The sequence below is a fragment of the Mariniflexile sp. genome (assembly GCF_041583155.1).
Taxonomy (GTDB): domain Bacteria; phylum Bacteroidota; class Bacteroidia; order Flavobacteriales; family Flavobacteriaceae; genus Mariniflexile.
Map to the genome: position 1 here is coordinate 18,034 of NZ_JBFHGK010000031.1, position 13,632 is coordinate 31,665.

At 33.0% G+C, this 13,632-nt stretch carries 9 protein-coding genes; 6 read left to right on the forward strand and 3 right to left on the reverse strand.

The genetic code is table 11. The features are described 5' to 3' along the window. Nucleotides 1-273 precede the first annotated feature (273 nt). Nucleotides 274-831: a hypothetical protein gene (locus ABYI63_RS11825; protein ID WP_372756560.1), complete on the forward strand. Its 558-nt coding sequence runs from the start codon at nucleotides 274-276 to the stop codon at nucleotides 829-831. 152 nt (nucleotides 832-983) lie between these two features. On the opposite strand, the gene dnaK is transcribed toward ABYI63_RS11825, so the two are convergent. Beyond that, nucleotides 984-2,885: a molecular chaperone DnaK gene (gene dnaK / locus ABYI63_RS11830; protein ID WP_372756561.1), complete on the reverse strand. Its 1,902-nt coding sequence runs from the start codon at nucleotides 2,883-2,885 to the stop codon at nucleotides 984-986. A gap of 256 nt (nucleotides 2,886-3,141) precedes the next feature. Between dnaK and ABYI63_RS11835 the strand changes: the two genes are divergently transcribed. The 5 genes from ABYI63_RS11835 to ABYI63_RS11855 all read left to right on the forward strand — a co-directional run bounded on the left by ABYI63_RS11835 (nucleotide 3,142) and on the right by ABYI63_RS11855 (nucleotide 11,401). Then, nucleotides 3,142-6,705, forward strand: coding sequence for a choice-of-anchor I family protein (locus ABYI63_RS11835; RefSeq protein WP_372756562.1), 3,564 nt, complete (start codon nucleotides 3,142-3,144; stop codon nucleotides 6,703-6,705). 125 nt (nucleotides 6,706-6,830) lie between these two features. Next, nucleotides 6,831-8,255, forward strand: coding sequence for an L-serine ammonia-lyase (locus ABYI63_RS11840; protein ID WP_372756563.1), 1,425 nt, complete (start codon nucleotides 6,831-6,833; stop codon nucleotides 8,253-8,255). Between the two features lie 154 nt (nucleotides 8,256-8,409). Next, nucleotides 8,410-9,228 carry a 3-methyl-2-oxobutanoate hydroxymethyltransferase gene (gene panB, locus ABYI63_RS11845; protein ID WP_372756564.1) on the forward strand — a complete coding sequence of 273 codons (819 nt, stop codon included), beginning with the start codon at nucleotides 8,410-8,412 and terminating at the stop codon, nucleotides 9,226-9,228. 65 nt (nucleotides 9,229-9,293) lie between these two features. Further along, complete coding sequence (locus ABYI63_RS11850) at nucleotides 9,294-9,995, forward strand: RluA family pseudouridine synthase (protein ID WP_372756565.1); 702 nt, start codon at nucleotides 9,294-9,296, stop codon at nucleotides 9,993-9,995. Nucleotides 9,996-10,030: 35 nt separating this feature from the next. Further along, a complete protein-coding gene (locus tag ABYI63_RS11855; RefSeq protein WP_372756586.1) occupies nucleotides 10,031-11,401 on the forward strand; it encodes an aldehyde dehydrogenase in 1,371 nt (456 codons plus the stop codon). Between the two features lie 3 nt (nucleotides 11,402-11,404). On the opposite strand, the gene ABYI63_RS11860 is transcribed toward ABYI63_RS11855, so the two are convergent. Then, entirely contained in the window at nucleotides 11,405-12,205 is an 801-nt protein-coding gene (locus ABYI63_RS11860; protein ID WP_372756566.1) for a sensor histidine kinase, read from the reverse strand. 679 nt (nucleotides 12,206-12,884) lie between these two features. Further along, complete coding sequence (locus ABYI63_RS11865; protein WP_372756567.1) at nucleotides 12,885-13,628, reverse strand: hypothetical protein; 744 nt, start codon at nucleotides 13,626-13,628, stop codon at nucleotides 12,885-12,887. Between the last annotated feature and the right edge of the window lie 4 nt (nucleotides 13,629-13,632).

The window sequence follows — 13,632 nt, forward strand, 5'->3', positions numbered from 1 at the left end:
TTCAATCTTAAAACTTCTTTCTTAAAAACAGATAAATCATAAAATCTACCTATCTATCCAATATACGTAAAACTACTTATTTATACATAAAAAACTGATTATTAATAGGTTGATGGAAATTTATTTTATAAATTTGATTTAATAATTTTAAATGATCATACCAAAGTCAATTTTTATTTTTTACAAAAAATAGAACTCTTTCTTTAGTAAAAGGTCATAACCATCTTAAAATTAGAATTTTTAATACGTTAACCCATTAATTATTCTAATAATATGAAAACACTTGTAATCGGCTTATTCTTATTAGGTTTTGCCAACCTTAGTTTTTCTCAATCGCACGACCCTAATTTTAAATTCAATGAAAAATTTAAAAATGTTAAGCTTGATGATATCGTTATTACAAGAATAAATCAAAACTATCTAAGTGCTGTTTATAATGAGCATACACCAATTAGAGTAGAAACTCTTGACAAGAAAGCTGCAAATTTTAACATAACGAACATAGATGACTTTGATAATAGCGCTATTAATGCCACTTACCGAGTAGTATTTAAACAAAATTATAATGATAGGGATAAAAGCCGAATGATTGCGACTTATAACCAGAATGGAGAAATTTTAAAGTTAAATGCGGTACATCACAACATAATAATGACACCTCTTGTTAAGAATGTGGTGTACTCAAATTATCCAGAATGGGTTGTAGATAGCGACAAATATTATGTTAATTATTCAGCTGCAAAAGGCGCCAAAAAAATTTACAAGTTGAAGCTAGTCAAGGCTAACCAAAAGAAGACTATTAAAATTGATTTAGATGGTAAGTTAATTTAATATGTTTTTCTAATTGAACTAGCATGCTTTAATCCACATGCTAGTTCATATTTTTAACTCAATAGAATTATATATAAAAAAAAACAGGCTGTTCCATAAATTTAGAACAACCTGTTTTTATTTCAGCTTTTAGTCTTCCGACTAGTAAGGTTTTATTTTACTTCTTCAAAGTCTACGTCTTCAACATCGCTACTTTCTGCTTGTCCTCCTTGACTTGCATCTGGTCCTGGTTGTGCGCCGCCTTGAGCTTCCGCCTGTGCTTTGTACATTTCCTCACTTGCTAGTTTCCAAGCTTCATTAATTTTTTCTAAAGCTGGATCAATAACTTCAACATCTTTGGTTTCATAAGCTTTTTTAAGCTCTTCCAATGCTTCTTCAATTGGTTTCTTCTTATCGTCTGATAATTTTTCGCCAAATTCTTTTAACTGACTTTCAGTTTGGAAAATCATAGCATCAGCAGCATTTAATTTTTCTGCTTTTTCTTTTGCTTTTTTATCAGCTTCTGCATTTGCTTCAGCATCGGCTTTCATTTTCTTGATTTCTTCTTCAGTTAAACCAGAAGATGCTTCAATACGAATATCTTGTGTTTTATTTGTAGCTTTATCTGTTGCTGTTACGTGTATAATACCATTCGCATCAATATCAAATGTTACTTCAATTTGAGGTGTTCCTCTTCTTGCTGGTGGAATACCATCTAAGTGGAAACGTCCAATGGTTTTATTATCGGCAGCCATCGCTCTTTCACCTTGTAATACATGGATTTCTACAGATGGTTGGTTATCAGCAGCCGTTGAGAATACTTGCGATTTCTTAGTAGGAATCGTAGTATTTGCTTCAATAAGCTTTGTCATAACATTACCCATAGTTTCAATACCTAATGATAAAGGCGTAACGTCTAATAACAATACATCTTTAACATCTCCAGATAATACACCACCTTGGATACCAGCACCCAAAGAAACTACTTCATCAGGATTCACACCTTTACTTGGTGCTTTTCCAAAGAATTTCTCTACAGCAGCTTGTACGGCAGGGATACGCGTAGAACCACCTACTAAAATAACTTCATCAATATCTGTTTTACTTAAACCTGCTGCTTTTAAAGCTGACTCACATGGTGCAATTGTACGTTTTACTAAATCGTCAATTAATTGCTCAAATTTAGCTTTTGTTAATGTACGCACTAAGTGTTTTGGTCCACTTGCAGTAGCAGTAATATATGGTAAGTTAATCTCTGTTGAAGCAGAAGATGATAATTCAATCTTAGCTTTTTCAGCAGCTTCTTTTAAACGTTGTAAAGACATTGGATCTTTTCTTAAATCCATACCTTCCTCTGCATTAAATTCATCTGCTAACCAGTTAATGATTTTTTCATCAACATCATCACCACCTAAATGCGTATCACCATCTGTTGATAATACTTCAAATACACCGTCTCCTAATTCAAGTACAGAAACGTCATGTGTTCCTCCACCAAAGTCAAATACAACAATTTTTTGATCTTTACCTTTTTTATCTAATCCGTAAGCTAAAGCAGCAGCAGTAGGTTCGTTAATAATACGACGTACTTTTAAACCTGCAATTTCTCCAGCTTCTTTAGTTGCTTGACGCTGACTATCATTAAAGTAAGCAGGTACAGTAATAACTGCCTCTGAAACAGTAGTTCCTAAATAATCTTCGGCAGTTTTCTTCATTTTTTGAAGAATCATAGCCGATAATTCTTGTGGCGTATATAAACGACCATCAATATCTACACGCGGTGTATCGTTATCTCCTTTAACTACTTTATAAGGTACACGATCTGCCTCTTTACTAGATTCAGAAAATTTATTCCCCATAAAACGTTTAATAGAATAAACGGTTTTTGTTGGGTTGGTTACAGCTTGACGTTTTGCCGGGTCACCAACTTTAATTTCGCCTCCTTCAACAAATGCAATTACCGATGGCGTGGTACGTTTACCTTCTGCGTTTGGGATAACAACAGGCTCATTTCCTTCCATCACTGACACGCAAGAGTTGGTTGTTCCTAAATCGATTCCAATAATTTTACTCATAATATGTTTTATTTGTGTTGAAAATTCATTTTTAAATTCGGTATGTATAAGTCAATGATTATGCCAACTACTGAATACTGACACCTTGTCATATTAAATAATTGTTACAAGTCTATTAACTTAATATTGACTCCATGTTAACGAAAAGTAATACGATAACAATAAAGTAAACTTTAAGCATTTTTAATTAATGATAAGATAAATTAAGCTCACTACTCAAAATTTAACTTAGTAAAAAAATATTAATTAATTAATCATGAAGAAACTTTTACTTATCCTCTCAATTATTTTTATTAACCAACTAAACGCACAACTCAATACCGGCGATATGGCATTTATTGCCTTTAACGCAGATGGTGATGATGATTTTGCGATGGTTACTTTTGTTGATATCCCTGCGAATACAACTATTTATTTTACAGATTCTGAATGGAACGGTACTGCTTTTGGTACCGATGAAAATGATTTTTATTGGAACTCAGGTGCCAACATAATTACAGCTGGTACTGTAATAACATTTTATACCATTAGTGCCACACCTGTTGTTTCTGTAGGAACCATCACAGGAATACCTGGCGGAATTTCAAGTAGCTCCGAAGCTATTTTTGCATTTTTAGGTACCGGACCAAGGATACCTACAACGTTTATTGCTGCTGTTGCCAATGCTGCAAATGCCTTTGGTACTTTATCTGGTACCGGACTAACCAATGGCTCTACTGCTATTACTTATAGTCCCGATGGTGCCGATATTGCACATTACAACGGAACCAGAACAGGTTTAACAGCAAATGGTTATTTGGTGCAATTAAACAACATGTCTAATTATGATATACAAGATACTGCTAACGATGACCATAACGATGCAATTGCTCCAGATGTACCTTTTGATACAACTTCTTTTTCAATTTCTACTGTAGATTCTACTGCACCATCAGTAGCAAACGTTATTGTTACCAGCCAAAACACATTAGATGTAGTCTTTTCGGAAGAGGTCACTACAATATCAGCTGAAACCCTTTCTAATTATATGCTTTCACCAAGTTTAACCATTAATGCTATAAATTATAATACAGCGAACAATACAGCAACAATTACCCATACTGGTTTTACAAACGGAACAGCCTATACCCTAACCGTTAATAATATAGAAGACTTAGCTTCTAACGTTCAAAACCTAGGTTTTACTAGCAGTACACTTTTTTACAATACCTTAACAACAGGGTTAATTTTTACCGAAATAATGTATAATGCGCCATCTGAGAATTCTAACCAATTGGAATTTTTAGAAATTTACAACACAACCATGAATCCAATTGAGTTGGGAGGTATCCAAGTAAAGGATGAAGGTAATTTTGTATTCACATTTCCTGCACAGACCTTAGCTGCTGGGGCTGTTGTACTTTTGGCTACCGATAAACCTAGTGCCGATGCCTTTTATGGTGTTACATTTTTAGATATGCCACAAGGAATCTCTAATGCCCTAGGAAATGGTGGCGAATTATTACAAATAGTAAATTCTAACCAAACCGTAATTTCTCAAGTTGAATATGATGATGCTTCCCCTTGGCCAACTAGCCCAGATGGAAACGGACCTTCTTTAGAATTGTTAAACCCATCTAATCCATTAAATGAAGGCACTAACTGGACTGCTGCAACCAATTTAGTTGGACAATCCCTAGGATTAAATGTTTATGCATCTCCTGGTACCTTCTCCCCTATTACTAATTCCATTCCTCAAATTTCTTTTGAAAATGCCACGTATACAGTAAATGAAGATGCTGGAAGTATTTCGGTTTTCATAAAAGCAAGTTCGGCCTATTCCAACGATATAATGGTGGATGTAAGTTTGGTAACTAGTTTATTAACAGCATCAGAATCATCAGATTTTACATTTTCAAATCAAACAATCACAATTCCAGCTAATTCAACAGCTTCAAAAGAGTTAATCATTACTATAAACAATGATGCCATTGCCGAAGCAGATGAACTTTTTATATTAGAATTATCCAATCCAATTAACGCCACTTTAGGAAGTATCGATAAAGCGGGAGTTTACATTTTTGATGAAGATACTACTCTAAGTTTCCCAACAAATGGCTTAGATATAAACTACAATACAAGCTACTTGGTTGATGCCGCAGGTTCTGCTGAGATTTCTGCTTTTGATGCGAATAGTAAACGTTTATTTGTAATGAACTCCGTTGGAAAAAAGTTAGAGATTCTTGATTTCTCCGATATTTCAAATATATCAACTTTAAAAACCATCGACTTATCTTCTTACGGTACTGAAGGTCCTACAAGTGTTACAGTTAAAAATGGTGTTGTTGCCGTTTCAGCTTCCAATGGACCAACGGCCGATGGTGTTGTAGTTTTCATGGATATTAATGGAGAAAATTTAACATCTGTTATCGTTGGAAATTTACCTGACATGCTAACATTTACTCCAGATGGAACCAAAATATTAGTTGCAAATGAAGGTCAACCAAACTCAAATTACTCTATAGATCCAGAAGGAAACATCTCAGTTATAGATGTTACAGCAGGTTTTGGTAATATTATTCAAAATCATGTTACTAATATTAATTTTAATAGCTTCGATTCTCAAATAGCTAGCTTAAAAGCCGCTGGCGTTCGTATTTTTGGCCCAGGAGCCACCGTTTCTCAAGATCTAGAACCTGAATACATTACGGTTTCTAACGATTCCAAAACAGCTTGGGTTACACTTCAAGAAAATAATGCAGTTGGGGTAATTGATTTGACAACAAATACCATAACAAATATTTTTCCACTAGGATTAAAAGATCACAGTTTACCTGGAAATACCTTAGATGCCTCTGATAATTCGGGATTCATTTTCATGGCAAATTGGCCTATAAAAGGGATGTATATGCCAGATGCTATTGCAAGTTATTCCGTTAATTCTGAAACCTATTTAGTTACTGCTAATGAAGGAGACGCCAGGGAATATGATACGTTTGAAGAAGAAGTTAGAGTAAGCGAATTACCGTTAGACCCAACTGTTTTTCCTAATGCGGCATTGTTAAAATCGAACATTCATTTAGGAAGGTTAACTGTTACAAATGCTACTGGTGATATTGATAATGATAATGATTTTGATGAAATACATGTGCTAGGAAGCCGCTCCTTCAGTATATGGAATGCTACTACAGGAGCCTTGGTTTTTGATAGTGGCGATGATTTTGAACGTTACACTGCTGCCGATTTGACCTACGGTTCGTTATTTAATGCAAGTAATGAAAATAATAACTTGAAAAATAGAAGTGATAACAAAGGTCCAGAACCAGAAGGTGTTACTGTTGCAGAAATTGATAACAAATTTTATGCATTTATAACGTTGGAACGTGTTGGAGGATTAATGGTTTACGATATAACAAATCCAACTTCACCTATTTTTCAAAAATACGTTAACAATAGAAATTTAGGTGCTAACGAAGGTGGCGATTTAGGTCCAGAAGGTATAATTTATATCAGTCCAGAAGATAGTCCAAATGGTACTGCATTAATTGTGATGTCTAATGAAGTAAGTTCTACTATAAGCATATACACTATTAATAAAGAAATATTGAATACTAACGAATTCAATACAAACTCAAACAATTTTAATGTATATCCCAACCCTTCAAAATCTAGTGAAATAGTGTATTTCAACAAAAATGTAGATGTCACTTTGCTTGATATTCAAGGAAGAGAAATATTTTCATCAAAAAACACTTCAAGCATTCAAATACCAAATGTATCTAAAGGGACCTACTTCCTTAAAACCAATACGAACGAAACCAAAAAAATCATTATCAAATAATCGTTTCTAGTAAATTTTTTAAAAGGCTGTTTTCTTTTTGAAGACAGCCTTTTATTTTTATAAATAGTTCTTAATGGTGCTTAAAACTTGACTTATATTTGCTCTAAACCCAAAACAATATTTTAATGGAGTGTATTTCAGTTTTCGACATGTTAAAAATTGGTGTAGGACCTTCAAGTTCACATACATTAGGTCCATGGCGAGCTGCCGAGCGTTGGATAAAAGAATTAAAAGAGACCAATAAGTTTAATGACGTAGAAAAAATATCAGTAGACCTTTACGGTTCTTTATCCTTAACGGGAAAAGGACATGCTACCGATTATGCCATCATGTTAGGCTTAAGTGGTGCCAATCCAGAAACTGTTCCTGTTGATAATATTAATACAATCGTTGCTAAAATTAAAAACACCAACATGATACATTTCAATCAGGAAAAAGAACTATCATTCAATCCAAAAAAGCAAATTGTTTTTAATAAAAAATTCTTACCATTCCATGCTAATGCACTTCAGTTCACAGCTGTTATAAAGGGAGAGAAAGAACAAGCTACCTATTATTCGATAGGAGGTGGATTTGTTGTTCAAGAAGAACGAAAAATAGCTGAGGCAAAAAAAATCATCTTTCAATGCACCTTTCCCTACCCTGTTGAAACTGGAAAAGACCTTTTAAAATTTTGTAATCAATTAAATAAATCCATTTCTGAAGTTGTTATAGAAAACGAAAAATCAATACGTTCTATTGAAACCATCGATTTTGAATTACAACGCATTTGGAATACCATGCTAGAATGCATGTATATTGGTTGTCATACCGAGGGTAATTTACCTGGTGGTTTAAATGTTAGAAGACGTGCTTTTGACACTTACCAAACCTTAAAATCTGATTTACCATACAACTCACCACAAGAATGGCTAGAAACCATACGTAAAACCGAAGTTAAATTTAGGCAGATACTTAAATGGGTTAGTTGTTTTGCTTTGTCTGTAAATGAAGTAAATGCCTCTTTAGGCCGCGTAGTTACTGCGCCAACTAACGGTAGTGCAGGTGTAATCCCATCGGTTTTAATGTACTATATGGTAATTGAAAACCATAAGGCCGATTTTAGTCATGTTAAACAATTCCTTTTAGTAGCTGGCGAAATTGGTAGTATTTTCAAAAAAGGTGCAACAATAAGTGCTGCTATGGGTGGTTGTCAAGCTGAAATTGGAGTTTCATCTGCTATGGCCGCCGCCGCATTGTGTGAACTTATGGGTGGTACCCCCGAACAAGTGGTTGTAGCTGCTGAAATAGCTATGGAACATCACCTCGGACTAACCTGCGACCCCATTGGTGGATTAGTCCAAATACCATGTATTGAACGTAACGCCATGGGTGCAATAAAAGCCATAAACGCAGCTGAATTAGCATTAGACACAGATCCAAAAAATGTTAAAGTGCCTTTAGATAAAGTGGTAGCAACTATGTGGGAAACAGCTAAAGACATGAATAAAAAATATAAAGAAACTTCAAAAGGAGGTTTAGCCGTTGGTGTAAATTTAACAGACTGTTGATTATTTAAGTTTAAAAGTTGTTGAAGGAAAAATATAACAAGTTAAAAAACTCAAAAGCTTTGCAGCAATTAAACTTTGAAACTTTCTACTTTCTATCTTCACTAATTTGCCACTTAATTCATTACTTTTACATCCTATTTTAAAAAACATAAAAATGTCCGTAGCCAAAAAAGAATACAAACGCGTCACTGTTAAAACCTTAATAGATATGAAAGCCCATGGCGAAAAAATATCTATGCTTACAGCCTACGATTATACCATGGCAAAAATAGTAGACAGTGCGGGAATTGACGTAATTTTGGTGGGCGATTCTGCTAGTAATGTAATGGCGGGTCATGAAACTACACTTCCTATCACACTAGATCAAATGATTTATCATGCTTCATCCGTAGTTAGAGCTGCAGAACGTGCTTTAATCGTGGTAGATTTACCCTTCGGAAGTTACCAAAGCGACCCTAAAGAGGCACTTCGTTCAGCCATCAGAATAATGAAAGAAAGTGGTGGACACTCTGTGAAACTTGAAGGTGGAAAAGAAATTAAAGAATCTATAAAACGTATATTAAATGCGGGTATTCCTGTAATGGGACATTTAGGGTTAACACCTCAATCCATCTACAAATTTGGTACTTATACCGTACGTGCTAAAGAAGAGGAAGAAGCTAAACGTTTGCTCCAAGATGCTAAGATGTTAGAACGCATTGGATGTTTTGCAATAGTTTTAGAGAAAATACCTGCCGCTTTAGCAAAACAAGTTGCCGAAAGCGTAAGCATTCCTATAATAGGTATTGGTGCTGGTAATGGTGTTGATGGTCAAGTTTTAGTATTACACGATATGCTAGGCATGACGCACGAATTTCACCCACGTTTTTTACGTCGTTATTTAACCTTATATGAAGATATGAGCAAAGCAATATCACAATATGTTGATGATGTTAAAACGCTTGATTTCCCAAATGATAATGAACAATATTAATTTTCAGTCGCAGTCGCAGTTTTCAATCTCAAAAAACTTTGCGAGAAATTAAATTTTGATAATTCGTGGCAGAAAAAATATTATCTAATAAAACCAACCTTCATGTTCTATATGAAGATAATCATATCATCATAGTTAACAAACGTGCTGGGGATATTGTTCAGGGAGATAAAACAGGCGACAAACCTCTTAGCGAAGTTGTAAAAAGCTACATTAAAGAGAAATACAACAAACCCGGAAATGTCTATCTAGGTGTTGTACATCGGTTAGATAGACCAACTACCGGCCTTGTTATTTTTGCAAAAACGAGTAAAGTATTACCCCGATTAAATGCCTTGTTTGTTTCCAAAGATATTAATAAAACGTATTGGGCAGTTGTAAAAAGCGAACCTCCTAAAGTGGCAGACACGTTAATTAATTGGTTAAAAAAGAATCCAAAAAACAATAAATCGACCGCTTTTCCTAAAGAAGTAAAAGATAGTAAAAAGGCTGTACTTCATTATAAACTAATACAGAAACTAGATAATTATTATTTACTTGAAGTTAATTTAGAAACGGGAAGACATCATCAAATTCGTTCTCAATTATCCAATATAGGTTGCCCAATTAAAGGCGATTTAAAATATGGTTTTGATAGAAGCAATCCCGATGGCAGTATTCATTTACATGCCAGACATATCACATTTATTCATCCTGTAAAAAACGAAACTATAGCCATTACAGCACCTTTACCTGACGATGCTGTTTGGAATGCATGTAATACTTAATTTTATATCTTTATAAAAAATAGTTTGTGAAAAGCATCGTTAATAGTATTTCAGATCAAAAAACCTTTTTCAAATCTCAAAAAACCAAAGACATTGCCTTTAGGTTAAACTATTTGAAAACTCTTAAAAGTGAAATTCTAGCAAAAGAACAAATCATTTATGATGCTTTATATAAGGATTTTAGAAAATCGGAATTTGAAGCTTTTGTTAGCGAATACGGCCTAGTTATTTCTCAACTCAATTTAGCCATAAAAAACCTTAAAAATTGGAGCAAACCGAAGCGCGTAAGGTCTTCAATTATAACATTTCCCTCAAGCGATTATATTTTTAAGGAACCTTACGGAACGGTATTAATTATTGCCCCCTGGAATTATCCATTTCTGCTTGCTTTAGAACCTTTAATTATGGCCATTGCCGCTGGTAATACCATTGTATTGAAGCCAAGTGAACTCACTAAAAACACTTCGAAGGTAATAACGGAACTCATTGAAAAGGTATTTCCTAAAGATTATGTTATTTCCATTCAAGGAGGTATAGAAACGTCTACTGAATTATTAGCTCAGAGATGGGATTATATATTTTTTACAGGTAGCGTTTCAGTTGGAAAAATTGTAGCACAGGCTGCCGCCAAACATTTAACGCCCGTTACATTAGAGTTAGGAGGTAAATCTCCTTGTATTATTGATGATACAACCGACTTAAAATTAACCGCCAAAAGAATAGCTTGGGGCAAATTTTTCAATGCAGGACAAACTTGTATTGCACCTGATTATATCATTATAAAAGCGGAAGTAAAACAAAATTTTATAACCCTTTTGAAAACTGAAATAACAAAGGCTTATGGAGAAAACCCTAAAAGCTCTCCCGATTTTCCTCGAATAATAAATACTAATAACACCTCGCGTTTACTTAACATGCTAAAAGATGTAAATGTTGTTTTTGGAGGTGATTATGATGAAACTGAAAACTACTTATCCCCTACACTTATTGATGAGCCTAGTTTAGAAAGTAATGTAATGCAAGAGGAAATTTTTGGTCCTTTGTTACCAATTATAAGCTACACCACAGAAAAAGATATTGAAAAAATCATATGGAATTATGACAAACCGTTGTCCCTTTACATTTTTTCAAACAATAAGAATTTTGTTAACCAACTACTTAAAAAGTACAGTTTTGGTGGTGGAGTAAAAAACGATACTTTAATTCATTTTAGTAATCACCGACTACCTTTTGGAGGTGTTGGTTCCAGTGGCATAGGAGCCTACCACGGAAAACATGGATTTGATGCCTTTTCTCACACGAAATCTATTATTAAAAGAGGCAATTGGTTCGATCCACCAATGAGGTACGCTCCGTATTCTGAGAAACTAAGTTTAATAAAAAAGCTATTTAGGTATTTCGCTTAAAACTTATTCTAAAGGATAGTTTATTTCTAATTTCACACCTTCATTTGGTTTCGAAGTTAAGTATAAAGCAGCACCAATTAAAGTTGCTCTACTTTTCATATTTATTAATCCGGAACCTTTTTCTGCTTCCGCCACATTAAATCCTTTACCATCATCCGTTGCTGTAATTATTAAATTAACACCTTCATAATTTAAGGTAATGTTCAAGTTTTTGGCTTCAGAATATTTTACCGAATTAGATAAAAACTCTTGTAGTATTCTAAAAATAATGATTTCGTGTTTTCGGTCTTTAAAATCAACCTTATCTCCAATAATTTTAAGTTCTGCCGAGGTAAATTTCATTTTCTTAAGTCGGTTTAACTCATTGGTTATCGATTTTTCAAAACCAATATTAAGCACCACTTCATTATTTAAAGTTTTAGAAAGCAATCGTACTTCAGCTAAACTTTCCTTTAAGGCTTCAGATGTATCTTTAAATTTATCTTTAGCATCATCCGGCATTTGCATTTTTAATATACTTAGTTGCATACTTGCGAAAGACAATAACTGACCAACATTATCGTGCAATTCCCAACCTATATTTTTCAAAGTTTGCTCCTGTGTTTCCGTTTGGGCTTGGGTAATTTCAGCTTCAAAAGCTTGTTGTTGTTTGATTTTATCTAACAGTAATTTATTTTTTCGCTTTAAAAAAACAACAAAAAATATAATTACCAAAGTGGTTACAATTACCAAAATGGCAATCATATAAATAAGTAAATAGCGTTCTGAAGCTGTACTAGCTAATCGTTCTCCGGTTCGCACCATATTAAAGCAAATGTAAAAGTTGAATACATAAAAATATTAGCAAATAAATAAATTTGCCATCTTAAAAAAATAAAATTCCAATCGACGTTATTAAAATAACTTTGATAAAACACCAGAGGTGTAATTATTAACCACCAAATTAAAATAACCGAACTAATATAAAAATTAATGGATTTATGAAATTTCAAAATTTTATTACTTTGTAATAATTCTAGAAAATAGAAAAAAACACAAATAAAAATAATTACGGTTCCTGCTATATCAATGCTAGCAAAACTTTTATAAAAATAGGCATTAAAATGTGTACTTATATATAATAAAACAAATGTTAAATAAGCAAAGCTGCTAAACTTTAAGATATTTAAATATTTTTTTGCCCTAATTACTTTTAAGTAGTAAAATGAATAAAAAATAATGCTACCTATCGTCCAATACATTGTAACCAACCAATAATTTCTCTCAAAAATAGTACCCTTTAAAAACCACAAAAAACTACCGTTTTCAACAAACAGTGTGTATAGTGATAAAAATTCTGAAATTGCGATGAAACATAAAAAATAGATAAAATATTTAACAGGCGTATTTTTATATTTTCTTAAGCAAAATAAACCTGTTATTGCTGCCAAAAATTCAAACGACAGGGTAAATGTCATGTAATTTGAGAGCAAAAATTCTTCCATTACAAGTTTTTAATCTTCTCAAAATCCGCTTCCGGTCGGCACCATATTAAAGCAAATGTAAAAGTTGAATACATAAAAATATTAGAGAATAAATATATTGTCCTTCTTAATTTAATATAATCCCAATCTCTCTCGTAAACAGCTATTTCATAAGTAGTATAATTATCATAAAAAACTATGGGGGTAATAATTAACCACCAAATAAAAATAGTTGCACTAATATAAAAAGTTAACGATTTATAAAAAGTTAATATTTTTTCACTTTGAAGGACTTCTATAAAATAAAATCCGGCACATAAAAAAATAATAATTGATCCTAACACACTAATTAACGGAAAGAAAGTAATAAAAAACTTTTCAAAATTATAAAGTATGTACCCTACTGAAAAAATAAAAAAGCTATAACTCGTAAGCTTAATAATATTCTTAAAATGTTTTGTTTTTAAAATTTTTCGATAAAAAAACGCAAAAAACATAATGGCTCCAATTTTCCAATATAGTGTAGACCACCAATAGTTTTTCTCAATAATGGTTCCTACCAAAAAACTAAATAATTTATCTGGGAATACTAACCAAGTATAACAACTTAAAAAATCACATATGGTTAGATATACCAAAAAGTAAATAAAGTATCTGGTCGTACTATTTTTATACTTTTTGTACAAAAGCACACCTGTGATAGCAGCCATGGCTTCAACAGAGTATGTAAACAAAACATAATTACTTAATAAAAATTCTTGCATTTTT